At 66.6% G+C, this 25824-nt stretch carries 26 protein-coding genes and 1 tRNA gene; 18 read left to right on the top strand and 9 right to left on the bottom strand.

Annotation, left to right across the window (positions count from 1 at the left end):
* Window positions 1-109 precede the first annotated feature (109 nt).
* Window positions 110-1348, top strand: coding sequence for a DUF222 domain-containing protein (locus VXD91_RS16130; RefSeq protein ID WP_346415896.1), 1239 nt, complete (start codon window positions 110-112; stop codon window positions 1346-1348).
* A gap of 27 nt (window positions 1349-1375) precedes the next feature.
* Here the strand turns inward: VXD91_RS16130 and VXD91_RS16125 are convergent, their stop codons facing one another.
* From VXD91_RS16125 to VXD91_RS16115, 3 genes are all read right to left on the bottom strand, one after another.
* Window positions 1376-4183 carry an RND family transporter gene (locus tag VXD91_RS16125; protein ID WP_346415900.1) on the bottom strand — a complete coding sequence of 936 codons (2808 nt, stop codon included), beginning with the start codon at window positions 4181-4183 and terminating at the stop codon, window positions 1376-1378.
* Window positions 4184-4251: 68 nt separating this feature from the next.
* Entirely contained in the window at window positions 4252-4650 is a 399-nt protein-coding gene (locus VXD91_RS16120) for an MmpS family transport accessory protein (RefSeq protein WP_029119092.1), read from the bottom strand.
* Window positions 4651-4829: 179 nt separating this feature from the next.
* A complete protein-coding gene (locus tag VXD91_RS16115; protein ID WP_029119091.1) occupies window positions 4830-5294 on the bottom strand; it encodes a hypothetical protein in 465 nt (154 codons plus the stop codon).
* A 127-nt stretch (window positions 5295-5421) separates the two neighbouring features.
* Here VXD91_RS16115 and VXD91_RS16110 point away from each other — a divergent pair, with 127 nt between their 5' ends.
* The 3 genes from VXD91_RS16110 to VXD91_RS16100 are packed head-to-tail and all read left to right on the top strand — an operon-like array spanning window position 5422 to window position 8814.
* On the top strand, window positions 5422-6402 hold the full coding sequence (locus tag VXD91_RS16110; RefSeq protein WP_346415895.1) for a phosphotriesterase-related protein: 981 nt from the start codon (window positions 5422-5424) through the stop codon (window positions 6400-6402).
* An 11-nt stretch (window positions 6403-6413) separates the two neighbouring features.
* Entirely contained in the window at window positions 6414-6905 is a 492-nt protein-coding gene (locus VXD91_RS16105) for a metallophosphoesterase (protein WP_346415894.1), read from the top strand.
* A gap of 31 nt (window positions 6906-6936) precedes the next feature.
* Window positions 6937-8814, top strand: coding sequence for an alkyl sulfatase dimerization domain-containing protein (locus VXD91_RS16100; RefSeq protein WP_318983946.1), 1878 nt, complete (start codon window positions 6937-6939; stop codon window positions 8812-8814).
* Between the two features lie 18 nt (window positions 8815-8832).
* Here VXD91_RS16100 and VXD91_RS16095 read toward each other — a convergent pair whose 3' ends face one another.
* Window positions 8833-10278 (bottom strand): carotenoid oxygenase family protein, encoded by a 1446-nt coding sequence (locus tag VXD91_RS16095; protein WP_346415893.1) that lies wholly within the window; start codon window positions 10276-10278, stop codon window positions 8833-8835.
* Window positions 10279-10348: 70 nt separating this feature from the next.
* Between VXD91_RS16095 and VXD91_RS16090 the strand changes: the two genes are divergently transcribed.
* Window positions 10349-11011 carry a WHG domain-containing protein gene (locus tag VXD91_RS16090; RefSeq protein WP_318983944.1) on the top strand — a complete coding sequence of 221 codons (663 nt, stop codon included), beginning with the start codon at window positions 10349-10351 and terminating at the stop codon, window positions 11009-11011.
* A 1-nt stretch (window position 11012) separates the two neighbouring features.
* Here the strand turns inward: VXD91_RS16090 and VXD91_RS16085 are convergent, their stop codons facing one another.
* Window positions 11013-11771 carry an SDR family oxidoreductase gene (locus VXD91_RS16085; RefSeq protein ID WP_318983943.1) on the bottom strand — a complete coding sequence of 253 codons (759 nt, stop codon included), beginning with the start codon at window positions 11769-11771 and terminating at the stop codon, window positions 11013-11015.
* Between the two features lie 188 nt (window positions 11772-11959).
* On the opposite strand from VXD91_RS16085, the gene VXD91_RS16080 reads away from it, so the two are divergent.
* The 3 genes from VXD91_RS16080 (at window position 11960) to VXD91_RS16070 (ending at window position 15377) form a co-directional block, all read left to right on the top strand.
* Entirely contained in the window at window positions 11960-13105 is a 1146-nt protein-coding gene (locus VXD91_RS16080) for a TIGR03364 family FAD-dependent oxidoreductase (RefSeq protein ID WP_318983942.1), read from the top strand.
* Between the two features lie 43 nt (window positions 13106-13148).
* On the top strand, window positions 13149-13847 hold the full coding sequence (locus VXD91_RS16075) for a phosphonatase-like hydrolase (protein WP_318983941.1): 699 nt from the start codon (window positions 13149-13151) through the stop codon (window positions 13845-13847).
* A gap of 195 nt (window positions 13848-14042) precedes the next feature.
* Window positions 14043-15377 carry an MFS transporter gene (locus tag VXD91_RS16070; RefSeq protein WP_318983940.1) on the top strand — a complete coding sequence of 445 codons (1335 nt, stop codon included), beginning with the start codon at window positions 14043-14045 and terminating at the stop codon, window positions 15375-15377.
* Window positions 15378-15383: 6 nt separating this feature from the next.
* Here VXD91_RS16070 and VXD91_RS16065 read toward each other — a convergent pair whose 3' ends face one another.
* A complete protein-coding gene (locus VXD91_RS16065; protein ID WP_318983939.1) occupies window positions 15384-16115 on the bottom strand; it encodes a GntR family transcriptional regulator in 732 nt (243 codons plus the stop codon).
* An 87-nt stretch (window positions 16116-16202) separates the two neighbouring features.
* Between VXD91_RS16065 and VXD91_RS16060 the strand changes: the two genes are divergently transcribed.
* Entirely contained in the window at window positions 16203-16811 is a 609-nt protein-coding gene (locus VXD91_RS16060) for a histidine phosphatase family protein (RefSeq protein ID WP_133426143.1), read from the top strand.
* 9 nt (window positions 16812-16820) lie between these two features.
* Complete coding sequence (locus VXD91_RS16055) at window positions 16821-17843, top strand: phosphotransferase family protein (protein WP_346415891.1); 1023 nt, start codon at window positions 16821-16823, stop codon at window positions 17841-17843.
* 137 nt (window positions 17844-17980) lie between these two features.
* Here the strand turns inward: VXD91_RS16055 and VXD91_RS16050 are convergent, their stop codons facing one another.
* Entirely contained in the window at window positions 17981-18382 is a 402-nt protein-coding gene (locus VXD91_RS16050; protein WP_061004985.1) for a lipopolysaccharide assembly protein LapA domain-containing protein, read from the bottom strand.
* Window positions 18383-18488: 106 nt separating this feature from the next.
* On the opposite strand from VXD91_RS16050, the gene VXD91_RS16045 reads away from it, so the two are divergent.
* From VXD91_RS16045 to VXD91_RS16025, 5 genes are read left to right on the top strand one after another with little or no spacing between them, the layout of a single operon-like run.
* Window positions 18489-19418 (top strand): ABC transporter substrate-binding protein, encoded by a 930-nt coding sequence (locus tag VXD91_RS16045; protein WP_346415890.1) that lies wholly within the window; start codon window positions 18489-18491, stop codon window positions 19416-19418.
* The gene (locus VXD91_RS16040; protein ID WP_346415889.1) at window positions 19415-20524 is read left to right on the top strand and encodes an ABC transporter ATP-binding protein; all 1110 of its coding nucleotides are present in this window, start codon (window positions 19415-19417) and stop codon (window positions 20522-20524) included. Before VXD91_RS16045 ends, VXD91_RS16040 begins: the two co-directional genes overlap by 4 nt.
* Window positions 20509-21153 carry an ABC transporter permease gene (locus tag VXD91_RS16035; protein ID WP_061004978.1) on the top strand — a complete coding sequence of 215 codons (645 nt, stop codon included), beginning with the start codon at window positions 20509-20511 and terminating at the stop codon, window positions 21151-21153. The genes VXD91_RS16040 and VXD91_RS16035 overlap by 16 nt, the downstream gene beginning before the upstream one ends.
* Window positions 21150-21851, top strand: coding sequence for an ABC transporter permease subunit (locus VXD91_RS16030; RefSeq protein ID WP_133426139.1), 702 nt, complete (start codon window positions 21150-21152; stop codon window positions 21849-21851). Before VXD91_RS16035 ends, VXD91_RS16030 begins: the two co-directional genes overlap by 4 nt.
* Window positions 21852-21855: 4 nt before the next feature.
* Window positions 21856-22470, top strand: coding sequence for a putative glycolipid-binding domain-containing protein (locus tag VXD91_RS16025; RefSeq protein ID WP_346415888.1), 615 nt, complete (start codon window positions 21856-21858; stop codon window positions 22468-22470).
* Here the strand turns inward: VXD91_RS16025 and VXD91_RS16020 are convergent.
* Window positions 22433-23377 (bottom strand): prephenate dehydrogenase, encoded by a 945-nt coding sequence (locus VXD91_RS16020; protein WP_346415899.1) that lies wholly within the window; start codon window positions 23375-23377, stop codon window positions 22433-22435. The genes VXD91_RS16025 and VXD91_RS16020 overlap by 38 nt on opposite strands.
* Window positions 23378-23471: 94 nt before the next feature.
* On the opposite strand from VXD91_RS16020, the gene VXD91_RS16015 reads away from it, so the two are divergent.
* From VXD91_RS16015 to VXD91_RS16005, 3 genes are all read left to right on the top strand, one after another.
* Window positions 23472-23990 (top strand): tRNA adenosine deaminase-associated protein, encoded by a 519-nt coding sequence (locus tag VXD91_RS16015; RefSeq protein WP_318983932.1) that lies wholly within the window; start codon window positions 23472-23474, stop codon window positions 23988-23990.
* A gap of 20 nt (window positions 23991-24010) precedes the next feature.
* Window positions 24011-24469, top strand: a complete 459-nt coding sequence (locus tag VXD91_RS16010) for a nucleoside deaminase (RefSeq protein WP_346415897.1) — start codon at window positions 24011-24013, stop codon at window positions 24467-24469.
* A gap of 291 nt (window positions 24470-24760) precedes the next feature.
* Window positions 24761-24851 (top strand) — tRNA-Ser (locus VXD91_RS16005).
* A gap of 126 nt (window positions 24852-24977) precedes the next feature.
* Here VXD91_RS16005 and VXD91_RS16000 read toward each other — a convergent pair.
* Entirely contained in the window at window positions 24978-25703 is a 726-nt protein-coding gene (locus tag VXD91_RS16000; protein ID WP_346415886.1) for a hypothetical protein, read from the bottom strand.
* Window positions 25704-25824: the final 121 nt, after the last annotated feature.

The raw sequence follows: 25824 nt of genomic DNA, 5'->3' as shown, positions 1-25824 counted from the left end.
CTAGCGCGCAGTGACCTAGCCGCCACTTCGCGGCTCGCCCTCTGGCCTGCCGGAAAGTTCGGAGCGATAGATCCGTTGCCTTTCGAACATATGTTCGATACGATGTGTTATGGGAATCGCACCGGATCTCAAAGCTCTCCTCGACCACCTGCGCGGCGTGGTCATTTCCGAAGACATCACCGGGGATGCCGCACTTGGTGTGCTGCGGACGCTACTGACACTGCGTGGCGTGGTCGATCATCTGGCGGCGATGCTGACCGGGGTGCTGGATCGCCGCGGGGTGGCGGCCGCGCAGGGGCGGACGCCGCGGGAGTTGTTGATGGCGTTGGGGTGTGCGCCGTCGGTAGCTGAGCGGCTGATTCGGGTGGGTGGAGCCATGCCTTCATTGCCTACCCTGGCGGCCCATGCCTCTGATGGCGCGATCTCTGGGGAGCATGTGGATGCGATCGTCAAAGGCATCAACCACATCCGCGCCCGCGCACCCGGTGAGGTTAGCGAGGAAGCCCGCTTCGCGCAGGTGACCGATCTGTTGGGGCAGTTCTTCTCCGGCGCCACCCCCGCCGACATCGACAAACGCGCCCGCCGTTTGGGGAACCGGCATGCGGCCGCTGAAGGTGGGTTGCCGGCCGCGGAGGATCGGTCGGTCAACACCGTCGAGCACCGCGTCACCTCCGATGGTCGGGTGCAGGTGCGCGCGGACTTGGACGTGGAGGTGGGCGCCAAGCTGGTCGCAGCGATCGAGGAACACTCGGCACCGCGGCCCGAACCCGACGGCAGCCCCGACATCCGCACGGCGGGCAGGCGGCGGGCTGATGCGCTGGAAGCGGTGCTGGACATCGCCGCCCGCGGCGGCGACACCGCTTCCGCGCCGCGCACCCAGCTACTGGTCACCGTGCCCGCCGACACGCCAGACCTGGCCACGCTGGAATTCATCGGATCGATCAGCACCATGACCCTGGAACGAATCTGCTGCGACACCACCGTCACCACGATCATCGTCGACGGCGAACACGTACCCCTGGACATGGGCCGGGAGAAACGTTTGTTCCCGCCGCACCTGCGCAAAGCGCTGTATCTGCGGGATGAGTGCTGCATCAAATGCGGCGCCCCACCCGGACGCACCCACGCCCACCACATCATCCACTGGACCCACCATGGTGAGACATCACTGAGCAACGGGTGTCTGCTGTGCCCGGCCTGTCACGCCAACGTCCACCACGACGGCTGGGATGTGGTCATGGGCCTGGACAAGCACCCCTGGCTCATCCCACCCGCGGCCGTCGACCCGCACCGAAAACCCATCCCCGCCTACAACCGCCGCACCATGCGCCTCGACAGCGCTGCATAACACCTAAAGCGTTGCGTACCTTGACAACTACACAGTGTTAGCCGGGGTCAAGGTGGCCGGCGTGTACGGACGTAGCGGCCGCTGCCGGACGAACGTCGGCCACCAGAACCAGGGGCCCAGCAGTCGCACGAGACACGGCACGATGAACGACCGCACCACCAGGGTGTCGAGCAGCAGGCCGATGCAAACCGTCGACCCCATCTGGCCGATGGTCCGCAGATCACTGGAGAGCATGGCCAGCATGGTGAACGCGAACACCAGGCCCGCGGACGTCACGACGCCGCCGGTGCTGCCGAGCGCGCGGATGAGGCCGGTGTTCAGGCCGGCGTGGATTTCCTCCTTCAGCCGGGCGACCAGCAGCAGGTTGTAGTCCGAGCCGACGGCCACCAGCACGATGAAGGTCAGCGGCAGGATCAGCCAGTGCAGGGGCAGCCCGATCAGGTGCTGCCAGATCAGCACCGACAAGCCGAACGCGCCGGCGTAGGAGAACGCCACCGTGCCGGGAATCACCACGGCCGCCACCAGGGATCGCGTGATGATCATCATGATCAGGAAGATCAGGACGAAGGCGGCGATGGCCGCGATCATCAGGTCGTTCTTGGCGTACAGCTGGATGTCCTTGTTGTTGGACCCGGATCCGCCGATGTAGATCTTCGACCCGGCCAGCGACGTCTCCTTCAGCGCGATCTTGATCGCGTCGGGGAACTGTTCGACGTGCTCGATGCCCTCGGGTCCCATCGCGTTGCCCTCGTGGGTGACGATGAAGCGCGCGGCATGCCCGTCGGGCGACATCATCAGTGACATACCGATTTTGATGTCGTCGTTGTCGAACGCTTCGCGCGGGATGTAGAAGAAGTCGTCACTGCGCGACGCGTCGAAGTCGTTGCCGACGTTGATCATGTCGTCGAAGGTCTGGTCGGTGTTCCGGTTCTGAATGTCGGTGGGGCCGTAGTTGTTCACGATGATCGCGAGCAACGCCTGGTTGTCGGCTACCGTCTGCCGCAGCAGCGACACCATCTGCGGCATGAGCCTGTCGATCACTTCGAAGGATCCGACGGCCTTGCCGATGTCGGCCGCCAGGTTGTCGACCTTGTCGATCACGTCGAACAGCGACCGGAACGACCAGCACACCGGGATGTCGAAACAGTGTGGTTCCCAATAGAAATACGCGCGGAGCGGGCGCATGAAATCGTCGAGGTTGGCGACCGCGTCGCGCATGTCGTTGGTGACCTGCTCCATGTCCTCGAGGGTCAGCACGGTGTTGTGCAGCTCGTCGGCGAGGGTCTGGGTCAGGTCGGCCGTCTTCTTCAGCACCTCGATGCTGTGCGCGGTGATCTTGGCCTGCTTCGCGGTGTTCTCGTTGTTGTGCTGGGTGAACGGCAGCTGCTGGCCGTTGCCGCTGCCCTGCGTGGTGAAAAGGTAAGGGATGGAGGCATGTTCGAGCGCCCGTCCCATGGGGCGGGTGATGCTCTGCACCATCGCCACACCGGGCAGACGGATCAGGGCCTTGGCCACCCGGTCCAGTGAGATGAAGTCGGCCGAGTTGCGCATGTCGTGGTCGGCTTGGACCATCAGCATCTCGCTGAACAGCTTGCTCTTGGGGAAGTGCCGGTCGGCGGCCTGAAATCCCTGGTTGGCCGGGGCATCTGGCGGCTGGTAGGTACGGTCGTCGTAGCTGACGCGGTAGGTGGGCACAAACACCGCGCCGACCGAGACGACCGCGACACTGGCGACGAGGATCGGCTTGGGCCAGCGCACCACGGCGGTGCCGATGCGCCGGTACAGCTTCGCCTTGACTTCCTGTTTCGGGTCGAAGAGCCCGAAGAGGCTGCCGACGCTGAGCAGGGCGGGTCCGATGGTCAGGGCGCCGGCGATGGTGATCAGCATGCTCACCGCGACGGCGGGGCCCATGGTGTGGAAATAGTTCAGCCGAGCGAACGTCAGACACGCGCAGGCGCCGGCGATGGTCAGACCCGAGCCGACGATGACATGCGAAACACCCTTGTAGGCGGTGTAATACGCGTCCTCACGACTTTGTCCGGCCAGGCGGGCCTCGTGATATCGGCCGATGAGGAAGATGCCGTAGTCGGTACCCGCGCCGAGGGTCAGCGAGATGACCATGTTGGTGGCGAACGACGACAGCGGGATGAAGCCGTAGTGCCCGATCGCCGAGATGACGCCCTTGACCGACAACATCAGCAGGATCACGCCGAAGAACGGCACCAGCATCGTGACGACGGAGCGGTAGACCAGCAACAGCATGAAGATGATCAGGAACATCGTCGCGATGGTGATGTTGTTCAGGCTGGAGTTGGCGATCTCGACGGTGTCGGCCGCCAGCGGCGCCGCGCCACTGACGTAAACCTTCAGTCCGGCAGGCGGATTGGAGTCCTTGACGATCTTCCTGACGGCGTCGACCGAGTTGTTGGCCTCCATCTGCCCGATGTCGCCGGCGAGGCGGAGCAGGACGTAGGCGGATTTGCCGTCGAGGCTCTGTGCGCCGGCGGCGGTGATCGGCTTGCCCCACGTGTCCATGACGTACTGCACGTGCGTGGTGTCGGCGTTGAGCGTGCGGACCAGGCCCGCGTAGTAGTCGCGGTCCTGCTCGGTCAGGCCGCGATCGGCTTCCAGCACCAGCATCGTCAGGCTGGTGGAGGTGGACTCGTGGAATTCCTTGCCGATGGCCAGCATGGCCACCTGGGACGGCGCGTAGGTCGGCACCATCGGGCCGGCGAGTTCCTCGGCGACATCTTCGATCTTCGGCACGAAGGTATTGGTGACCACCGCGAGCAGGGCCCAGAAGACGATGATCGGAATCGCCAGCAGGCGAACCATTCTGGGGACGAAGGGGCGCTTGGCCGCGCTGTGCGCCGGGCGGGCGATCGGGGCGGTGTCGGTGTCGGTCACGCGGACTTCACCCGGCAGGCGACGTCGGCGTTGCCGTGCTCGTCGGACTGTTCGTCGCGGACAACGTCATTCACCTTCATCCGGCAGCCGACGGTGCCGCCGTGCACCTGGACCGAGATGCTGCCGGAGACGACGGTGAGGGTCGTGGTCTCGGTGTGCGACCACGGCAGTTCGGTGAGATCGACCTTGTGGGGGTGTCCGCTGATGTCGACGTACGAAAGCAGGCCGCCGGACCCGAGGGTGCCGAACACCTCGTAGGTGAGCGTCTTGGGGGTGAACTCCGGGGGCGCCTGCGGCGGGTTGACGGCCAGCACCGGTCCAGGCTCGGAGAATTCGTGGACCTTGACCATGCACAGCACGCCGACGCCGATCGCGATGAGGGCGATCAACGGCATCCAGGCTCGTGCGAGGAATCGTCGGGCGGTAGAGCGTTGGCTCACTCGATCACCTTTCGACGTCGGCGAGTTGTATATCAACTAACTTGAGATGAATCGGCGTAAACACTATCAGTGATTGGACACGCACGGCTTTCCACATATTCCGTGGAATAGAAAGACGAGGTGAGAGCGTCCAGCTAATTCCCAGAATCCACCAAGGTGACGTTTCCGAGCCGCTTTTTCAGCTTGATCACGCGGAAGATCTGGGTGGTCACATTGATGGACGAGATCATGGCGATGACCCCGAGAAAGGTGCGCTCCGAAGGGGTTGCGCCGTGGAGTTGCTCGAGACTGCCGAGCACGTAGAAACACCCCAGCGAAAAGATCGTCAGGGGAATTGCGAATGTCATCAACGTCCGCTGATTGTCGATCACCTGGGTGGCATATTCGAGCTCTTCAGCGGTCATCGGCTGGCGCTTGCGGACCTTCGTGAGCACCGTCTGCTTGGCCCGGACGTTTTCGGCGATCGGCAACTGCGGTTGTTTCCGCAGGCGCTGGATGTAGAAGAACATCACCGTCGCGGCGAACAGCAGCGTCAGCAGGGCGACGTCGGCCAGCTTGCCGAACAGGTGCCAGTCGGTGCCGAGGAAGTTCCAATCCATGGGGCACTCCTTTGCAGTTCGCAGATGGGTGGGACGTTACCTCAGCTAACTGGCAACACGCGGTACTTGTCAACTCAGTTGATATAGGGTCTTGATGCTCGACCGCTCATGACACAGACTGGCCGTGATGACGCACGTGCAGACCGTCAGGGGCCCGGTGCCCGTCGACCGCCTCGGGGCCACGCTCATGCATGAGCACGTGTTCATCCTGAGCGACGAGATCCGGCAGAACTTCCCGGACTATCCGTCGCGATGGGACGAGGACGCCCGCGTCGCCGACGCGATAGACCAACTGCGCCAATGCAAATCGCGTGGCATCGACACCATCGTCGACCCGACGGTGATCGGATTGGGCCGGTACCTGCCCCGGATTCAGCGGGTCAACGAGCAGGTCGACATCAACATCGTCGTCGCGACCGGCATCTACACCTACAACGACGTGCCGTTCCAGTTCCTGCACACCGGTCCCGGCCTGCTGTTCGACACCCCCGAGCCGATGGTCGAGCTGTTCGTCAGGGATATCCGGGAGGGCATCGGCGGTACCGGCGTGCGCGCGGCCTTCCTGAAATGCGCCATCGAGCATCAGGGACTGACGCCGGGCGTCGAGCGGGTGATGCGCGCCGTCGGCCAGGCCCACGTGCAGACCGGCGCGCCGATCACCGTGCACACCGACGTGCACAGCCGCTCCGGGCTCGTCGCGCAGAAAGTGCTGGGGGAGGAGGGCGTCGACCTCACGAAGGTGGTGATCGGGCACTCGGGCGACAGCACCGATCTCGATTACCTGTGCGCGCTCGCCGATGCCGGTTCGTATCTCGGCATGGACCGCTTCGGGCTCGACATCCTGCTGCCGTTCGAGCAGCGCGTCGACACCGTGGCGGAACTCGCCAGACGCGGATACGCCGAGAAGATGGTGCTGGCGCATGACAGTTCGTGTTTCATCGACTGGTTCTCGCACGAGGGGAAACTGGCCGCGGTGCCCAACTGGAACTTGACGCACATCAGCGACGACGTACTGCCCGCACTGCGCGAACGCGGCGTCACCGACCAACAGCTCACCACCATGCTGGTCGATAATCCACGCCGGTATTTCGGCGGCGAGATCAGTTGAGCCGCAGCGGGATGCGTCTACTACTTATCTCCGACACCCACGTGCCCAAGCGCGCCCGCGACATGCCGGCGCGAGTCTGGGACGAGGTGGCCCGCGCCGACGTGGTGTTGCACGCCGGCGACTGGGTGGACGTCGCACTGCTCGACGAACTCGAGCTGCGAGCGACACGGCTGGTCGGCTGCTGGGGCAACAACGACGGCCTCGACCTGCGGGCCCGTCTGCCCGAGCGGGCCGACGTGACGCTCGAGGGCGTCCGGTTCACTGTCACGCACGAGACCGGCGCGTCGGCCGGCCGCGACGCGCGCATGGCACGGCTGTACCCCGACACCGACGTACTGGTGTTCGGGCACAGCCACATTCCGTGGGACAGCACCGCGACAACCGGACTGCGGCTGCTCAACCCCGGCTCGCCGACCGACCGCCGACGCCAGCCGCACTGCACCTACATGACGGCCTCGGTCGGCGATGGCACGTTGTCGGACGTAGTGCTTCATAAGCTCTGACCCGCGGGAAATTGACGCTAGGTTGGTCGGCATGGAGCAGAAGCCGCCCACCGATGCCATTGCCGCCGCCAACCGCGCCCACACCGCGACGCTGCCGTTCGCGGACACCCGGGACTTCGAGGACGCCGACCGCGGCTTCATCGCCGCGATGGAACCGTGCGTCGTCACCGCGGCCGACGGAAGAGTGGTGTGGGACAACGACTCCTACAACTTCCTGAACGGCGACGCGCCGGACACCGTGCACCCGAGCCTGTGGCGGCAGTCGCAGTTGTGCGCCAAGCAGGGCCTCTACGAGGTGGTGCCGGGCATCTATCAGGTGCGCGGCCTGGACCTGTCGAACATCAGCTTCATCGAGAGTGACACCGGCATCATCGTCATCGACCCGCTGATCTCCACCGAGACCGCGGCGGCGGCGCTGGCGCTGTACCGCGCGCACCGCGGTGACCGTGCGGTCCGGGCCGTCATCTACACGCACAGCCACGCCGACCACTTCGGCGGCGTGCTGGGCGTGACGTCGCAGGCCGAGGTCGACGCCGGCCACGTCGTGGTCATCGCGCCGGAGGGTTTCACCGAGCACGCGGTACAGGAAAACGTCTATGCCGGAACGGCAATGGCGCGGCGGGCGGGCTACATGTACGGCGCGGCGCTCGACCGCGGTCCGCAGGGGCAGGTCGGCTGCGGCCTGGGACAGGTCGGGTCGACGGGTGAGGTGGCACTGATCGTGCCGACGCTCGACATCAAGGTGACGGGCGAGACCCACACCATCGACGGCGTCGAGATCGAGTTCCAGATGGCGCCCGGCACCGAGGCGCCCGCCGAGATGCACTTCTATTTCCCGCAATTCCGCGCGCTGTGCATGGCCGAGAACGCCACCCACAACCTGCACAACCTGCTGACGTTGCGCGGCGCGCTGGTCCGTGACCCGCACGGCTGGGCGGGCTACCTGACCGAGGCCATCGACACCTTCTCCGGCCGCGCCGACGTGGTCTTCGCGTCGCACCACTGGCCGACGTGGGGGCAGGACAACATCGTCGAATACCTGTCGCTGCAACGGGATCTGTACGCCTACCTGCACGACCAGACGCTGCGCCAGCTCAACCAGGGCTACACCGGCATCGAGATCGCCGAAACCTTCCAGATGCCACCGGCTCTGGAGAAGGCCTGGCACACGCACGGGTACTACGGCTCGGTCAGCCACAACGTCAAGGCCGTCTACCAGCGCTACATGGGCTGGTTCGACGGCAATCCGGGCCGCCTCTGGCAGCACCCGCCGGCCGCCGCGGCGCCGCGCTACGTCGCGGCGATGGGCGGTATCGACCGGGTCGTCGAGCTGGCGCAGGCCGCGTTCGACGAGGGCGACTTCCGTTGGGCGGTAACCCTGTTGGACCACGCGATCTTCACCGACGAGCATCACCCCGCGGCCCGGGCGCTGTATGCGGACACGCTGGAGCAGATGGCCTACGGTGCCGAGAACGCCGTGTGGCGCAACTTCTTCCTGTCCGGTGCCACCGAGCTGCGGGTCGGGAACTTCGGTACCCCGACGCAGAGCTCGTCGCCGACGCTGCTCGCGCAGCTGACCCCGGCGCAGATGTTCGACACCTTCGCGATCAACATCAACGGCCCGCGGTCGTGGGACCTGAACCTGGCCATCGACGTGACGTTCCAGGATGTCGCGACCAACTACCGGTTGAGCCTGCGCAACGGCGTGCTGGTGTACCGCAAGGTGGCCGCCGACCCGGATACCGCCCAGGCCACCGTCACGCTGGCGAACAAGTTGCGGCTCTTGGCGTTTGCCGCGGGCGACACCAGCTCGCCGGGTGTCGAGGTTACGGGTGACGCCAGTGCCCTGCCCACGCTGCTGGGCGCGATCGACCGGCCCGACCCGGCGTTCAACATCATCACGCCGTAGCCGGGCCGGCCGTCTCGGCTATACGGTCGGCACCCAGTTGCCGTGGAAGCCGGCCGGCACGCGGTGCGGCAGTTTGATGCTCGCGACGTCCTGCAGCGTCTGGGCGTCGAGGATCGCCAGCTCACTGCGGTCGGTCGGCGCGTCGTAGACAAAGCCCATCAGCACGCCGTCGTCTTCGGCGGCGGTCGCCGACGACGGGTGAAAGACGAACTCGCCCAGCTCTTTCCCGGCACCGAAGTGACGGGTCGCGGTATTGCCGCCGACGAAGTCGTGTTTGAGCAGCGCGTCACTGCCACTGACTCCCTCTGCGATCATCGGCGCGTAGCCGTAACGGTGACGCTTGCCGACCAGGCGTTCGTCGACGCGGGGGAACTCCTGGGGGTGGTCGTCCACGCGGTCCTCGAGCACCTTGCCGGCGCTGAGGTCGATGGTCCACCGGTCCAGCGTCGGCGGCCCCTCGTTGGGGCCGATGCGGTCTGTGTCGAACATCTTCGGGTGGCGCACCACGTCCAGGACGATCGTGTTGTCGTCGGGGGAGTCGTAGGCGTTCATCGGGTGGAAGACGTAGCACGGTTCGACGTCGAACCACCGCACGTCGGCGTTGCCGCCGTCGCGGGGCATCACGCCGATGCGCGCCGGGTACTTGGGGTTCCACGAGTACGGGAAGCGCCGATCATTCGATCTGAAGCTCGACTGGCGCGCGACGACCGGATCGGGAATCTTGACCCGGCCGATCACCGAGGACAACAGCAGTCGCGCCGGCAGCCGCAGTGCCTTCGGTACCGCCATTTCCGCGATGGTTTTCGCATCGAAGCTCACGGGCAGGTCGTAGAAGATGACGTGGCGCTCGGTCAGTGAGAAATCGTGCATCATCGGGCTGCCGTGGACCTCGATGTCGACGGTGCGCTTGGCCCGGCCGTCGGCACCGATCACCGAGTACTGCACGGTGTTGCCGCGGGTGAAGCTGTACGAAACCGCATGCAGTTCACCGGTTTCCGGGTCACGTTTCGGGTGTGCGGTGTAGCCGCCGCTGAGGGTGCCGTCGAAATCGCACACGCCGACGGTGTCCAACTCGTCGGTCAGCTCGTAACTCGCCCCGCCACCTTCGACCAGCGCCAGGGTCTTGCCTGCGTGGCCCAGTACGTTGGTGTTGGCGCCGATGCCGAACGGGCTACCGTGCCCGGGCGGCGTGCCCTCGCCGAGCGCGGCCGTGGTCAACGGCCCACGCACCCAGCGATTGCGGTACCACTCGGCCTTGCCGTCGCGGAGGCGGATGCCGTGCACCATGCCGTCACCGAGGAACCAGTGGTAGAGCTCGGGGTCGATTTCGCCGATCGGGTTGGGGCCGTTGCGCAGATAGCGGCCGTCCAGGTAGTCCGGGATCGTGCCGGTCACGGACAGCTCGGTCAGGGTGTACTCGTCGTGCAGTGGCGCGAAGGCGCCTTCCAGGTAGCGGTTGGTCATCCCAGAACCTCCATAACAGTGTTATTGGCCGCGGTTACTGGTATAACACTGTTATGAGAGGTCTGCAAGGGTGAGCGAAGAAATTCGTCGGCAATTGATCGAAGCCGGCATCGTGATACTCGAACGCGACGGTCTCCAGGCGCTGACGGTGCGCAAGCTCGCCGCCGAGGTGGGTACGTCGACCATGGTGGTGTACACCCACTTCGGCTCCATGACCGGTGTGGTCGACGCCCTGTCGGCCGAGATCTTCGCGCGGTTCGGTGCGGCGCTGGCGGCCATCCCGCACACCGATGACCCGGTGGCGGACTTCTTCTCGATGGGCGCCGCCTACCGCCGGTTCGCGCTGAAGAATCCGCAGCACTATCAATTGATGTTCGGCACGACGGTCCCGGCATCGTTGTCGAGCGTCCGCAGCGATCTGACGGTGACCGGCCATGCCACGTCGCGCGACGCGTCCTTTCAGACGCTCTGCGATTCGGTGCGCCGGATGGCCGAGGCCGGGCGCATCCGTGACGACGGCGAAGCCGCTGTCGCGGGCCGGATCTGGAGCATGTGCCACGGGGCGGTGATGCTCGAGATGGCCGGATTCTTCGGCGCGGAAGGCCACGGGCTGCGGGATATTCTCACCCCGATGACCGTCGACTTCCTCGTCGGAATGGGCGACGAACGCGATCGCGTGAACGAGTCACTCGCCACCGCGGCCGCTGCGCTCGTGGCCAGTGGCCACTTGTGAACTAAGCGAAACCGCCGTCGGCGCGCAGGATCGAGCCCGTGGTGAAGCTGGACGCGTCGGACATCAAAAAGAGTGCGGCGCCGACGATTTCGCGAGGATCGCCGGCGCGCTGCAGCGGCAGCGAGCGGAAGGCGCGTGACGTATCCGCACCCCACGCCTTGCTGATGTCGGTGAGGAACGGCCCGGCCATCAGGGTGTTGACCCGCACCGTCGGGCCGAACGCTTTCGCGAAACCCTCTGTGAGCGTGTTCAATCCGGCCTTGGCGGCGGCATACGGCAGCATGTAGGCGTCCGGTCGCAGTGAGCCCGACGAACTGATGTTGATGATCGAGCCGCCGCCGTCGGCCACCATCCGCTCGCCGATCAGTGCCGACAATCGGAACGGCCCCTTGAAGTTCAGGTTCACCACGGCGTCGAACAGCTTCTCGGGCACCGAGCCCAGCGACTCGTACAACGGCGACATTCCGGCGTTGTTCACGAGTACGTCGACCTTGCCGAACGCGGCATAGGCGGCGTCCACCAGGCCGTCCAACTCGTCCCAGCGGCCGACGTGCACCTGATGGGCCAGCGCGACCCGGCCCGTCTCGGCGACGACCTCGGCAGCAGTGGCCTGACACGACTCCAGGTTCCGGCTGGCGATGATGACGTCGGCGCCGCAGTGGGCCGCCGCGAAAGCCATCTCCCTACCGAGGCCGCGGCTGCCCCCGGTGATCAGGACCACCCGGTCCGTGAGGTCGAACAGTTCGTCGGCGTACCCCATGGCGGCTCCTTCGGTGCTGGGGCGGCGTGCTGGTGCCCATGTTGTCACGGCGGCCGTCCTGTGGTGGGTAGTGCGCCGTTGGCATTGTTTCCCGCACGTTCACACGCCGTTACACTTATATATACGAGTACAGAGATTGCCCATAACTTGTATTGACAACTATGGCGATGTGCCGCACTGTTATTGCCATGCCAAATCAACGGAGCTACGACGTCGTTGTCGTAGGAGCTGGAATCGTCGGCCTTGCCCACGCCTATCACGCCCACCGTCGCGGACTGGCCGTCGCGGTGATCGATCACGCGGCCGGTGTGGTCGGTGCGTCGGTGCAGAACTTCGGCCACGCGTGCATCACCGCGCAGAACGGTGTCGCACTGGACTACGCCCGGGCCGGTCGGCAGCACTGGCTCGAGCTGTCTCGACAGGCCGGGTTCTGGTCGAAGCAGGCGGGCACCTACTGTGTGGCCCGCCACGAGGACGAACTGGCCGTCATGCGTGAATTCGCCGACGTCCGGCCCAGTGGTGACGTGCACGTGCTCAACCGTCAGCAGATGGTCGACCGCGTACCGGTGCACGATCCACGCGTCGTCGGAGGCATGTACCTGCCGGGCGACCTTCAGGTCGACCCGCGCACCGCGGTGCCGTCCATCGCGCGGTGGCTGGAATCGCAGGGCGTCGACTTCCATTGGCGTACCGCGGCTTCCGGCTTCGGGCCGGGCGTCGTGCACACCTCGCGCGGGCAGATACGCACCGAGACCACCTTCGTCGCGGTCAACTACGACATCGACCGGCTCTTCCCTCAGCTGGCCGAGCGCGACGGATTGCTGCGCTGCCGGCTGCACATGATCCGGGCCAGGCTGCCGCTGGCGTTCACGCTTCCGGCGCCGCTGTTCACCGGGTGGTCGTTGCTGCGGTACTCGGGTTTCGAGGACCTGCCCAGCGTCAGGGCCGTCGCGCGGCGACTGCGGGACGAGCACCCGGACGCGGTGGACATCGACCTGCACCTGATGTTCACGCCGCAGCCCGACGGCTCGCTGTTGATCGGCGACACCCACATCCGGGAAGTCGCGGCGGCGCCGTTCCAGTCCGAGCAGGGCTTCGAAATTCTGCTCGATCAAACCCGAAAACTATTCGGCGTCAACGACATCGAAGTCTCCGAACGCTGGCAGGGCGTCTACTGCTCGGCCCCGGGACAGGAGTTCCTCATCGAGGAGCCGGTGGAACGCACCCACGTCGTGACGGTCACCACCGGGATCGGCATGACCACTGGCCTGGGCCTGGCGGCCGCCGCCGTCGACCGGGTGCTGTCGCCGAGCAGCATCCCCGCAACTGTCTGAGCCACACCAAAACCAAACCGCCGCAAGAGAAAAGGACGCCATAATGGAAAGCCAGTCAGCCCCCGGAATCAGCCTGGTCGTGTTCGACATGGCCGGTACGACGGTCGAGGACACCGGCCTGGTACAGCAATCGTTCCTGGCCGCCGACAATCATGCCGGTCTGTCGAAGACGGAAGCGGACCGCGCGGAGATGCTGCGCTTCGTCGCCGACACCATGGGGCAGTCGAAGATCGTCGTGTTCCGCCACCTCAGCCGCGGCAACGAAGAGCAGGCACAAGCGGCCAACAAGGAGTTCGAGCGCTGCTACGCCCAATTGGTCGCAGACGGCAACTGCAGCCCCATCCCGCCGGCCGAACATGTCATTACATCTTTGCGGTCCCGCGGCATCAAGGTCGCGCTGACCACGGGCTTCGCCAGGGATACCCAGCAGGCCATCATCGATGCGCTGGGTTGGCAGGACCTCGCCGACGCGGTGCTCTGCCCCGCTCCCGGCGTCCGCGGGCGGCCCTATCCCGACATGGCGCTCGCCGCCCTCATGCAGACCGAGACCGACTCGGTGCAATCGATGGTGGTCGTCGGCGACACCTCGTCGGACGTCATCACCGGCCTGCGCGCCGGAGCGCGTGCTTCGGTCGGCGTGCTGACCGGCGCGCACAACGCCGCGCAGCTGTCCGCTGCCGGCGCCACCCACATCCTGGACAGCGTGGCCGACCTGCCCGGTTTGGTGGCAACCCTGGGCTGATTCGACGACGCACTCCGCGGTGGTCGGGTGCCGCACCCTCGGCCCCGACCAACCCCGCGCCTCTCACTCTAACCTCTCGCGCTCTCGCGCCAAAAACCTTGCCTTGCCGACGATCTCGATGGCGTTGCTACGCATCTGGTCGGCCCATCTTCGCTCCGCGCTCCCTTACCCCGCACCCAGTGGAAGTGAACAGCCATGTCGCAGACCCTGCTGTCCAAGTCGCGCACCACCAATCCGAAGTACCAACGCTGGCGTATCCGCATCTTTGCCATCACCTGGATCGCTTATGCCGGTTTCTATTTCACCCGTCAGACGTTCTCCGTCGCCAAGCTTGGCATTCTCGAAGACCCCGTCCTGGACCTCCATCTGACCAAGAGCGTCATGGCCAATCTCGACGCCGCGTATCTCACCGCCTACGCCGTCGGCCAATTCGTCTGGGGCCAGGTCTCCGACCGGTTCGGCCCACGCGTCGTCGTGCTCGGCGGCCTGGCCATCTCCGCGGTCGCGACTCTGTTCATGGGTCTGCTGCCGGCCGTGGTCTTCCTGCTGCCCTTGATGATCGTGCAAGGCCTGGCTCAATCGACAGGCTGGTCGGGCACGTTGAGCAACATGTCCCAGTTCTTCTCCGTCGGGGAACGTGGCCACGTCCTGGGGCTGTGGAGCACCAACTACGCCTTCGGTGGACTCGTCGCCGCGCCGGTCGTCGGGTGGTTCGCCTACGACCTGTTCGGCAGCTGGCGCGCCGCGTTCTTCAGCGGTGCGGCCATCGTCGCCGTGGTATTCGTGCTGTTCTTCATCTTCCAGCGCAACAGCCCTGCGGATGTCGGCCTACCGCCGATCGAGGAGTACCGGGCCGCGGAGGACACCGTGGAAGGGGTCGAGCTCGACGCTGCCGCGGAGGACGAGGCCATCGCCGAGCCCAGCTCGTCGTGGCGCGAGTCCCTTGCCGTGGTACTGAAGGATCAGATGGTGAGAACCCTTGGGGCGTCGTACTTTCTGCTCAAGCCCGCGCGCTACGCCATCCTGCTGTGGGGCCCGGTGATCGTTGCCGAACAGCTGCACGACGGTGACAAGTTCACCGCGGTGACCGTCCCGGTGGCGTTCGGCATCGCCGGCGTCATCGCCCCGATCCTGCTGGGCCGCGTCTCGGACAAGGTGTTCAAGGCGCGCCGGGTGCCGGCGAGCGTTATCAGCCTGGCCGTGCTGGTTGTGGTGCTCATGCTGTTCGGGCCGCTGACCGCGACGGGCAATGTGTGGATCATGGTCGGCGTCCTGGGCCTGATCGGCCTGACCGTCTACGGCGCCGATGCCATGATCTCGTGTATCGCGGCCGTCGACTTCGGTACGTCCAAGCACGCCGGCACGGCCACGGGAATCATCAACGGCTGCGGCTCGGTAGGCGCCATCCTCGGTGGCCTGCTGCCGGGTTACCTGGGCACCTCGGCACTGTTCTACGGCTTCGCCGGGGCCGCGTTCATCGCCATGCTGCTGTTGATTCCCTACTGGAATCGGATGCCGGTGGCCGACTAGCCACCGTCAGGCGCGGACCTCGATGGTGCGGGCGTTGACGATGCTGAAGGCCACCACGTCGGGCCGGTATCGGTCGTCGGAATACTCGAAGGCCACCCCGAACTGGTCGCGTGAGGTACGACGCTCACGCAGCAGGGGGCTGCCCCGCTCGATGTGCATGTTCTCGGCGTCGACCTCGTCCGCGGCGACGGCGTCGAGCACGTGCTCCATGGCGTCCCACTGGACTCCGCGGTCGGTCAGGTAGTCGGTGATGGAGCCGGAGTCGGTGTCGAATTCGAACAGCAGCGAACCCACCGCGTCGGTGAAACTGCTCCGTTCGATCATCGCCGGCTCGCCGTCGAGCAGACGCACACGCAGCACCTCGACGACGAAGTCGTCGGTGGTCAGGCTCAGCGCGGCGGCCGCGGTCTCGCTGGCGCGTCTACGCGAGATCTCCAGGGTCCGGCTCCCTGCGGTGCGGCCGTTGCGCTCGGCCCACTGGGTGAACGGCGTGAACGTGTCCAGCGTCTGGCGGACGTCGTGGCTCCGGACGGTGGCGGGCTTGCCCCGCGAAATACGGATCAGGCCTTCGTTTTTCAAGGTCGCGAGGGCCTGGCGGACGGGCCCTCGCGACACGTCGAACTCCGCGCACAGCGCGCTCTCGGCGGGCAGTGACTCACCGATCTGGTACTCGTGCCGCGTGATCCGCTGCCGCAACACCGCCGCGACATGCTCATGGCGCGACTGGGAGCCGACCATCGGTGTACCGCCTCTCGGTGTCTTGTCATGACAACTTAGCTGCATAGTATTGCCCGTCAGCGCACTACCGCTGTGGAGGAAACCGCTATGCAACTGCTTCTGATCCGTCATGCCCTGCCGCTGCGCAACGAGCCTGGTGAGGGCGCCGACCCCGACCTCTCCGAGGAGGGCATCGCGCAGGCCAACCGGCTGCCCGACGCGCTCAAGCGGTTCCCGATCACGCGGCTCATCAGCAGCCCGCAGAAGCGCGCCATCCAGACCGGCCAGCCGGTGGCGGCCGCGCTCGGGCTCAACATCGAGATCGACGACCGGCTCGCCGAGTACGACCGGGACATGGCGCAGTACATCCCGATTGAGCAGATCGCGGCTGAGCACCCCGAGGAGATGGCCCGGCTCATGACCGGCCACCTGCCAAGCAGCGTCGACGAAGAGGCGTTCCTCGCCCGGATCACCGAGGCCGTCATGGACATCGCGAGCGAGGCCGAAGCCGACGACACCGTCGTCATCTTCAGCCATGGCGGCGTGATCAACGGACTGCTGCACGACATCGTGCCGACCGAGCGCATCCTGTCGTTCCAGGTCGACTACACCGGCATCACCCGGCTGCTGGCCTCGCGCAGCGGCCGGCTCGCCGTCGCCGGCGTCAACAGCGTCGAACACGTGTGGGACCTACTGCCGCGAAATCAGCGGTGGTAGACAGATCGGGTGGCATCTCTCGACGGCTTGGACCTGACCGCCCTCGACGCGCACCTCCGGGAGATCGGGGTGGCCCGCAGCGGTGAGCTGCGCGCCGAGCTGATCGCCGGTGGCCGGTCGAATCTGACATTCCTGGTGTTCGACGACGCGGCAAAGTGGGTGTTGCGCCGGCCGCCGTTGCACGGCCTGACGCCGTCGGCGCATGACATGGCCCGCGAGTACAAAGTCGTTGCGGCGCTTGAAGGTACGACGGTGCCGGTGGCTCATCCGGTGACGATGCGTAACGACGACTCGGTGCTGGGTGCACCGTTTCAGATGGTCGAATTCGTGCCCGGCCGGGTGGTGCGGCACTCGGCGGAGCTCGACGCGCTGGGCGATCAGCAGGCCATCGACGCGTGTGTGGACGCGCTGATCAAGGTGCTGGCCGACCTGCATGCCCTCGATCCCGAGGCCGTCGGGCTCGGGGACTTCGGGAAGGCCAACGGGTACCTGGAGCGGCAGGTGCGGCGCTGGGGTTCGCAGTGGGATTTGGTGCGGTTACCGGACGACGGCCGCGACGCGGATGTGCGCCGGCTCCACGGACTGTTGACGGAAAAGCTGCCGCCGCAGAGCCGCAGCGCCATCGTGCACGGCGACTACCGCATCGACAACACCATGCTCGACGCCGTCGACGCGACCAAGGTGCGGGCCGTGCTGGACTGGGAGATGTCGACGCTTGGCGATCCGTTGTCCGACGCCGCGCTGATGTGCGTCTACCGGCACCCGATGTTCTCGATGGTGCATTCCGACGCGGCCTGGTCGTCGGACAAGATTCCGCCGATGGACCAGCTGGCCCAGAAATACTCCGTCGCGGCCGGGCAGCCTCTCGATCATTGGGATTTTTACCTGGCGCTGGCCTACTTCAAGCTCGCGATCATCGCCGCCGGCATCGACTTCCGCGCCCGGATGGCCGCCGGCGAAGCCGGCCATGACGACCCCGTCGGCGAGGCCGTCGCGCCGCTCATCGCCGCCGGCCTCGCTGTTCTTTTCTAGCGCGAGCGTGCGTGTCTGCACACAACACGCCGTGGATTTCGTGCAAAAACGTCCCGCTCGTGGGTGACGAGCGAGACGTTCTTGGGCACCAGGAGCGGCGTGTCGGGGTGCAGACACGCACGCTCGCGGGAGGAAAGCTAGAGCCCGGCCTTGAGGTTCTTCTTCGCGGCCAGCCGCAGTTGCAGGATTCGGGTAGTGGCCACGGCGAAGGTCAGGAGACCGCCCGCGATGGCCGCGAGCAGGATGGTCACGCCCAGTTGCACCTGGTGCAGCTTCCAGCCGAGCAGCACGATGTCCACCGGGGTGTCGTTCTGGATGACGAACACCAGCAGCAGGATCAGGATCAGGAAACCGAGGACCAGCGCCGACCACAGTGCCGCGGTGCGGGTGAACTTCACCGCGGATTCGGGTGTCTTGGGTTTCTTGGCCGGGGCCGAGTCCGGCTTGGGCGACTTGGGCGCCGGCGGTTCGGCGGGCACAGCTGCCGGCTTGGACGTCGACTCCGACGGGTCTGGGGAAGTCGCGTGGTCGCTACTCATAGGCACCATCTTGACGGTTCTGCGGGCCGGATGCCGGGAACTGCGGCACCAATTTTCGAATAACGCTAGGGTCGGCCTGAGTGCACGACGCCGAAAGGACGTTCGGGTGGCGCGAATTCTGACCGCTCTGGCGGTACTGCTGGCTGCCCTGTTGACGGGCTGCGGCAGTGCCAATCCCCTCGGTGGGGGCAGCATCTCCGGCGATCTCAAGTCGATCGTGGTGGGGTCCGCCGACTTCCCCGAGTCGAAGATCATCGCCGAGATCTATGCGCAGGCGTTGGCGGCCAACGGCTTTACCGTGGGCCGGCAGTTCGGCATCGGTAGCCGTGAGACGTACGTCCCTGCGGTGAAGGATCATTCGATCGATCTGATCCCCGAGTACACGGGCAACCTGCTGCAGTACTTCGACCCGAAGACCAAAGCCACCGCCGCCGACGATGTCGAATTGGCGCTCGCGCGAGTGCTTCCGGGTGATCTGTCGATCCTGACTCCCTCGCCGGCCGAGGACACCGACACCGTCGCCGTGTCGGCCGAGACCGCGAAGAAGTGGAACCTCAAGACCATCGGTGATCTGGCCCAGCACTCGCCCCAGGTGAAATTCGGTGCGCCGTCGGAGTTTCTGCAGCGGACCGAGGGCCTTCCCGGCTTGAAAGCCAAGTACGGCCTCGATATCGCACCGGCCAACTTCATCGCCATCAGCGACGGCGGGGGACCGGCCACCGTACGGGCACTGGTCGACGGAACCGTCACCGCGGCAGACATTTTCAGCACCTCGCCGGCCATCGTCCAGAACAACTTGGTGGTGCTCGAGGATCCGAAGCACAACTTCCTGGCCGCCAACGTGGTGCCGCTGGTGGCGTCGCAGAAGAAGTCCGATCTGCTCAAGACGGTGCTCGACGGCGTCAGTGCGAAACTCACGACGAAAGCGCTCATCGAGATGAACACCGCGGTCTCCGGCAACAACGGCGTCGACGCCGACCAGGCTGCGAAAAAATGGGTCCAGGACAACGGATTCGACAAGCCGGTGGGCCGATGATCACGTTCGACAAGGTCACCAAGAGCTACGGCAGCGCCGTCGCTGTCGATGAACTGACCCTCGAGATCGCCGAGGGGACGCTGTCGGTGTTCGTCGGGCCGTCCGGGTGCGGCAAGACCACCTCCATGCGGATGATCAACCGGATGATCGACCCGACCTCCGGAACCCTGACCGTCGACGGTGCCAACGTCGCCACCGTCGACCCGGTGCGGCTGCGCCTCGGCATCGGGTACGTGCTGCAGAGCGCCGGGCTCATGCCACACCTCAAAGTGGTGGACAACGTCGCCACGGTGCCGGTCCTCAAAGGCGAATCACGGCGCAGTGCACGGAAAAAGGCGCTGGGCGTGTTGGAGCGGGTCGGACTCGACGTCAAGCTCGCCGACCGCTACCCGGCCCAGCTGTCGGGCGGGCAGCAGCAGCGCGTCGGGGTGGCCCGGGCGCTGGCCGCCGACCCACCCATCCTGTTGATGGACGAACCGTTCAGCGCGGTGGACCCCGTCGTCCGCGAAGACCTGCAGGCCGAAATCCTGCGGTTGCAAAGCGATCTGCGCAAGACCATCGTCTTCGTCACCCACGACATCGATGAGGCCGTCAAACTCGGCGACCGCGTCGCGGTGTTCGGGCCCGGTGGCACCCTGCAGCAGTACGACGCGCCGCAGCGGCTGCTGTCCAACCCGGCCAACGCATTCGTCGCGGGTTTCGTCGGTGCCGACCGCGGCTATCGCGGCCTGCAGTTCCGGGACGCCGACGGACTCAAGCTCCGCGACATCCGCACCGTCGCCGAACCGGCGGTCGACGCGCTCGATCTCACCGACGGCCAATGGGCCCTGGTGGTCAACGCCGACGGCATGCCGTACGCGTGGATCAACGCCCACGGCGTGGGTCTGCACCGGCACGGAAAGTCCTTGTACGACAGCACCATCGCCGGTGGCTCGCTGTTCCGGCCGGACGGCACACTGCGGCTGGCGCTCGATTCGGCCCTGTCATCCCCGTCGGGTCTGGGGGTCGCGGTCGATGAGCGGGGCCGCGTCGCCGGCGGCGTGAGCCTCGATGACGTGCTGGCAATCATCAAGAGCCGCAAGGGCGAGCAGTGCGATACCTGCTGAATCACCTGGAAGGCGCGTGGCTGCTCACGCAGATACACCTACGCCTGGCCCTGCTGCCGCTGCTCATCGGCGTGCTGATCGCCGTACCGCTGGGCGCCTATGTGCGGCAGCGGCCGCGGCTGCGCCGGTTCAGCACCATCACCGCCAGCATCGTCTTCACCATCCCGTCGCTGGCGCTGTTCGTGGTGCTGCCGCTGATCATCCCGACGCGAATTCTCGACGAGGCCAACGTCCTGGTCGCCCTGACGCTCTACACCGTCGCCCTGCTGATGCGGACGGTGCCCGAGGCGCTCGACGCGGTGCCCGCGGACACCCGGGAAGCGGCCACGGCCATGGGCTACCGGCCGCGTACCCGGTTCTTGAGAGTCGAACTGCCGCTGTCGATTCCGGTCCTCACGGCAGGCATGCGCGTGGTCGCCGTCACCAACATCTCGATGGTGTCGGTGGGCTCGGTGATCGGTATCGGCGGGCTGGGCACCTGGTTCACCGAGGGGTACCAGGCCGACAAGAGCGACCAGATCATCGCCGGCATCATCGCGATCTTCGTGCTGGCGGTGATCGTCGACCTCGTCATCCTGAGCGTCGGCCGCCTGGCCACCCCCTGGACCCGGGCGAAGGCGCCGGCATGAACTTCCTGCACCAGGCCCTCGCCTACATCTTCACCGCGGCCAACTGGACCGGCCCGGCGGGTCTGGGCATGCGGCTGCTGGAGCACCTGGAGTACACGGGTATCGCGGTGCTCTGCAGTGCGCTCGTCGCCATTCCGGTGGGCATGTACGTCGGGCACACCGGTCGCGGTACGGCCCTGGTGGTCGGCGGCGTCAACGCCTTGCGCGCCCTGCCCACCCTCGGCGTCCTGCTGCTCGGCGTCCTGCTGTGGGGACTGGGCCTGGTGCCGCCGACTGTCGCGCTGATGCTGCTGGGCATCCCGCCACTCCTGGCGGGGACGTATGCCGGGATCGCCAACGTCGATCCGGTGGTGGTCGACGCCGCCCGCGCCATGGGCATGACAGAGCGCCAGGTGCTGCTGCGCACCGAGGTGCCCAACGCCATGCCGCTCATCGTCGGCGGGCTGCGGACCGCGACGCTGCAAGTGGTGGCGACTGCGACCGTCGCCGCGTACGCCAGCCTGGGCGGGCTGGGCCGGTTCCTGATCGACGGCATCAAGGTGCGCCAGTTCTATCTCGCCCTCGTCGGCGCCCTGCTGGTGGCAGCTCTCGCGCTGGCGCTCGATGCCGCCTTGGCGTTGGCTGTGCGGGTCTCGCGGCCGGGTCCGGCCGGAGTTGTAATCGTGACTGCGAAGCCGGGCCTTCGTCGCCTACGGTAGACGGGTGAGCGCACCGCAGTCCGATGCCAGCCCCGAAGCTGCAGAACCCGCCTGGCCGGCGATCCTGACCTGGCGCGCGCAGGACGTGTCGCGCATGGAGTCGGTTCGGGTCCAGTTGTCCGGCAATCGAATCAAGGCCTACGGCCGCGTCGTGGCGGCGGCCACAGACATACATCCGGCGTTCAGCGCGTCCTATGACCTGGTGACCGACGAGAGCGGCGCGACCAAACGGCTGTCGCTCACCGTCACCCTCGCGCAGCGCGAGCGGCAGCTGTCCATCGCGCGTGACGAAGAGAACATGTGGCTGGTGCAGGACCACCAGAACCAGGCCCGGCGGGCGGCCTACAACGGCGCCCTGGACGTCGACGTGGTCTTCAGCCCGTTCTTCAACGCGCTGCCCATCCGGCGTACCGGCCTGCACAACCGCACGGCGTCGGTGTCGCTGCCTGTCGTCTACGTCCGGGTGCCGGATCTGACGGTCGAATCCGTCACCATCGGCTACAGCAGCGACGGGCCGGGCAAGCCCATCAAGCTGGACTCACCGGTCGCTGACACCGCGATCACCGTCGACGACGACGGCTTCATCCTCGACTACCCCGGACTGGCAGAGCGGATCTGATCACCCCACCCGCGCGGCCTTGGGCGGCCAGCTCTTCGCGCCAGCCCTCGGCCCCGATGGTCGTCGCGAGAATCTGTGGGCGGCTGAAGTTGTCGTAGCGGACCCGCGCGGCATGGCCGCCCTCCACCAGCTCGGCCACCGATTGCGCCTCGACCAGCGACGAGCGCGCCTGGCTCAGCAACTCCATGGCGCGGTCGAGCATCACCGTCAGCTCCGTCGCGTTGGCCTCGCACATGGCCCTGACCAGGTCGGGCGCGGTGGCCGCGACCCGGGTGCCGTCCCGGAACGACCCCGCGGCCAGCGCGAATGCCAGCGGTACCTCACCGGCGGTCGCGGCCAGGGCCTCGGCCAGCAGGTGCGGCAGGTGCGAGATCGCGGCCGCCGCGGCGTCGTGCTCGTCGGAGCGCGCGGGCACGATCACCGCGCGGCAGTCCAACGCCAGGTGCATCACCTGGGCCCACACCTCGGAGTCGACGTGGTCGTCCACGCTCACCACCCACGGCGCCCCGGCGAACAGGTCCGCGGTGCCGGCCGTCCAGCCGGAATGCGCGGTGCCGGCCATCGGGTGTCCGCCGACGAATCGGCCGAGCAGGCCGCACTCCTGAACCTGTTGCAGCACATTGCCTTTGACGCTCACCACGTCGGTCAGCGGGCAATCTGGGGCGGTGTCACGGATGCGCTCGAGCATGATCGGCAGCGCGGGCACCGGCACCGCCAGGACGATCAGCGCCTCGCTCACCGCGGCGCGCTTGAGCGCGGCGGTGAGATCCTCGGTCACGTCGAAGCCGTCGGCCGTCGCCGCCCGGACCGCATCGATCGAGCGGTTGTATCCGAACACCTCTCGGCCCGCGGCCTGTCCGGCTCGCATCAGCGATCCGCCGATGAGTCCCATACCGAGCACACACACCGGAGTTGTCACCTTCCAAGGTTTGCACACAGCCCCGGTCGGGTACATATGGGACCGCTGGTCAAGTGGCAGAGTGCGGACTAGCGTTATCCGCATGGGAGTACAGCGCGCGCAGGCACAGCAGCAGGTTGCCGATCTCCCCGACGGTTTCGGGGTCGCGGTCGTCCGGGAGGACGGCGCATGGCGTTGCGTCCCGCTGAAGCGGGCGGCGCTGGTGGACCTGGCCGCCGCCGAGACCGAACTTCGTGAACTGCGTTCCGCCGGGGCGGTTTTCGGCCTCCTGAACGTCGACGACGAGTTCTTCGTCATCGTCCGTCCTGCGCCCTCTGGGGCCCGGCTGTTGCTGTCGGATGCCACCGCGGCGCTGGACTACGACATCGCGGCCGACGTGCTGGAGAAGCTCGACGCCGACCTGAGCCTGGAAGAACTCGAGGAAGACGACCCCTTCGAGGAAGGTGACCTCGGGCTGCTCTCCGACCTGGGCCTGCCCGAGGCGGTGCTCGGCGTGATCCTCGCCGACGACGAGTACGCCGACGAACAACTCAGCCGCATCGCCCAGGAAATGGGCTTCAACGACGAACTCGTGGCGGTATTGGACAAGCTGGGGCGGTGAGCTCCACTAACTGTGGCCCGATTGTCGGCTCCGCCGACGAACGGCTGATGCGCGCTGCCCTGGAGGCCGCCGAACTCGCCGGTGCCGACGACGTGCCGATCGGAGCGGTGGTCTTTTCGGCCGACGGGGTGGAGCTTGCCCGGGCGGCCAATGCCCGCGAATCCCTGGGGGATCCGACCGCGCACGCGGAAATCCTGGCGCTGCGCGCGGCCGCCGCGGTGCACGGCGACGGCTGGCGGCTGGAAGGCGCGACGCTGGCCGTCACCGTCGAGCCGTGCACCATGTGCGCCGGCGCGCTGGTGATGTCCCGGGTGGCCCGCGTGGTGTTCGGGGCGTGGGAACCCAAGACCGGCGCCGTCGGCTCGCTGTGGGACGTGGTGCGCGACCGGCGGCTGACCCACCGGCCCGAAGTTCGCGGCGGGGTCCTGGAGGCCGAGTGCGCGGCGCTCATGGAGGGGTTCTTCGCCCGGCAGCGCTGATTTCCAGGATTCCTCGCTGCCACATCAGAGAAGTACGTGAGTTCAGTCGAATGGGCGATCAGCCTGTTGCGACTGAAACCAGGGACCTGTCGCAGCGGGAAAAGGTGCCTGGTTTCAGTCAAAGCGGCTTCGAGCGTCCAGTGAGTGAAGCTACGGACTTTCCGGCCCGAGGCCCGTGCGGGTAGTCCCAAAGGCACCCAACTAGAGCTCAGGTCACGGACGCAAGCCTCGTTTCGGCGTCACGCGACCAGCGATTAGGGACTGGGGCCCGGGTTCGGTAAGCTGCCACACGGTGGCGTGTCCGAGCGGCCTAAGGAGCACGCCTCGAAAGCGTGTGTGGGGTAACCCCCCACCGAGGGTTCAAATCCCTCCGCCACCGCCATAGAGCCCCTCACCTGTCACCGCAGGTGAGGGGCTTTTTTGCGACCAGCAGGAGCCCGCCCGCTGAGATCCCGGAAACACAAAGGCCAGGCACCCATCTCGGGTGCCTGGCCTATGTGATCAGGAACTAGCGGCCGAAGGTGAAGGCCGAGCCGCCGTTGACGTTGGAGCCGCCGACCGGGGTCGCGACGCCCGCGCCGGAGTTGGTGCCGGCCTGGACGCCGTCGGGGCCGATCTCACCGGAGGTGCCGGTGTTGAAGCCGCTGCCGCCGACCGGGGTGTTGACGGCCGCGCCGCCGCCGGTACCGCCACCGAACGTCGGGATGAAGTCGGCCGGGGCAGGCGCGGCGAACTCGTTGGCGGCGCCGGCGTTGAAGCCGCTGCCACCGAACGGCGTGTTCACACCCGCGCCGCCGCCGGCGTTGGCGCCGCCGCCGAAGTTCGGGATGAAGTCAGCCGGGTTGGGCACGTTGAAGTCGGTGGACGCACCGGTGTTGAAGTTGCTGCCGCCGAGCGGGGTGTTGATCGCCGCGCCGGTGTTGGTGTCGAAGCCCGCACCACCGAAGCCGGCGTCGGTGCCCGTGGCGGTGTTGAACTCACCGCCGCCGAGCGGCGTGTTCACACCGGCGCCGCCGCCCGCGTTGCTGGAGGCATCGAAGGGGTGCCAGAAGGGGTTCTCCACGCCGAAGCCGGCGCCGCCACCGGCGTTGCCGTTGCCGATCGGGGTAGCGACCGCGGCGCCGGTTTCACCGGAAACCTCGTCGTCGGCCCAAGCCGGGGCCGCGACGGCGAGCGGGACCAGCGCCAGGGCCGATGCCGCAGCAAATCCGATCAAACGTCCTGAGTTGCGCATTAGTGATACTCCAATCATGGTTCTCTCGCGTGTGGCCAGGTGAACCTACTGGGTCGTACTCGGTTCCTCCGACCACTACCCTGGTATCGCCGGCCACGGCGCATCCGTTACAGCAGTGAAC

Source organism: Mycobacterium sp. SM3041 (assembly GCF_039668335.1).
GTDB lineage: Bacteria > Actinomycetota > Actinomycetes > Mycobacteriales > Mycobacteriaceae > Mycobacterium.
The sequence above is the reverse complement of the archived record's forward strand: the minus strand, read 5'-3'. Positions and strand labels throughout refer to the sequence as shown.

What these genes read in the sequence shown, in the direction of transcription:
- VXD91_RS16030 (WP_133426139.1), top strand. Translation starts at nt 21,150, where the DNA reads ATGAACTTCCTGCACCAGGCCCTCGCCTACATCTTCACCGCGGCCAAC.
- VXD91_RS16115 (WP_029119091.1), bottom strand. Translation starts at nt 5,294, where the DNA reads ATGGATTGGAACTTCCTCGGCACCGACTGGCACCTGTTCGGCAAGCTG.
- VXD91_RS16095 (WP_346415893.1), bottom strand. Translation starts at nt 10,278, where the DNA reads ATGACCAACCGCTACCTGGAAGGCGCCTTCGCGCCACTGCACGACGAG.
- VXD91_RS16080 (WP_318983942.1), top strand. Translation starts at nt 11,960, where the DNA reads ATGCCAAATCAACGGAGCTACGACGTCGTTGTCGTAGGAGCTGGAATC.
- VXD91_RS16100 (WP_318983946.1), top strand. Translation starts at nt 6,937, where the DNA reads ATGGAGCAGAAGCCGCCCACCGATGCCATTGCCGCCGCCAACCGCGCC.
- VXD91_RS16065 (WP_318983939.1), bottom strand. Translation starts at nt 16,115, where the DNA reads ATGGTCGGCTCCCAGTCGCGCCATGAGCATGTCGCGGCGGTGTTGCGG.
- VXD91_RS16040 (WP_346415889.1), top strand. Translation starts at nt 19,415, where the DNA reads ATGATCACGTTCGACAAGGTCACCAAGAGCTACGGCAGCGCCGTCGCT.
- VXD91_RS16105 (WP_346415894.1), top strand. Translation starts at nt 6,414, where the DNA reads ATGCGTCTACTACTTATCTCCGACACCCACGTGCCCAAGCGCGCCCGC.
- VXD91_RS16120 (WP_029119092.1), bottom strand. Translation starts at nt 4,650, where the DNA reads ATGCCGTTGATCGCCCTCATCGCGATCGGCGTCGGCGTGCTGTGCATG.
- VXD91_RS16060 (WP_133426143.1), top strand. Translation starts at nt 16,203, where the DNA reads ATGCAACTGCTTCTGATCCGTCATGCCCTGCCGCTGCGCAACGAGCCT.
- VXD91_RS16110 (WP_346415895.1), top strand. Translation starts at nt 5,422, where the DNA reads ATGACGCACGTGCAGACCGTCAGGGGCCCGGTGCCCGTCGACCGCCTC.
- VXD91_RS16130 (WP_346415896.1), top strand. Translation starts at nt 110, where the DNA reads ATGGGAATCGCACCGGATCTCAAAGCTCTCCTCGACCACCTGCGCGGC.
- VXD91_RS16070 (WP_318983940.1), top strand. Translation starts at nt 14,043, where the DNA reads ATGTCGCAGACCCTGCTGTCCAAGTCGCGCACCACCAATCCGAAGTAC.
- VXD91_RS16075 (WP_318983941.1), top strand. Translation starts at nt 13,149, where the DNA reads ATGGAAAGCCAGTCAGCCCCCGGAATCAGCCTGGTCGTGTTCGACATG.
- VXD91_RS16125 (WP_346415900.1), bottom strand. Translation starts at nt 4,183, where the DNA reads ATGGTTCGCCTGCTGGCGATTCCGATCATCGTCTTCTGGGCCCTGCTC.
- VXD91_RS16085 (WP_318983943.1), bottom strand. Translation starts at nt 11,771, where the DNA reads ATGGGGTACGCCGACGAACTGTTCGACCTCACGGACCGGGTGGTCCTG.
- VXD91_RS16050 (WP_061004985.1), bottom strand. Translation starts at nt 18,382, where the DNA reads ATGAGTAGCGACCACGCGACTTCCCCAGACCCGTCGGAGTCGACGTCC.
- VXD91_RS16015 (WP_318983932.1), top strand. Translation starts at nt 23,472, where the DNA reads ATGGGAGTACAGCGCGCGCAGGCACAGCAGCAGGTTGCCGATCTCCCC.
- VXD91_RS16000 (WP_346415886.1), bottom strand. Translation starts at nt 25,703, where the DNA reads ATGCGCAACTCAGGACGTTTGATCGGATTTGCTGCGGCATCGGCCCTG.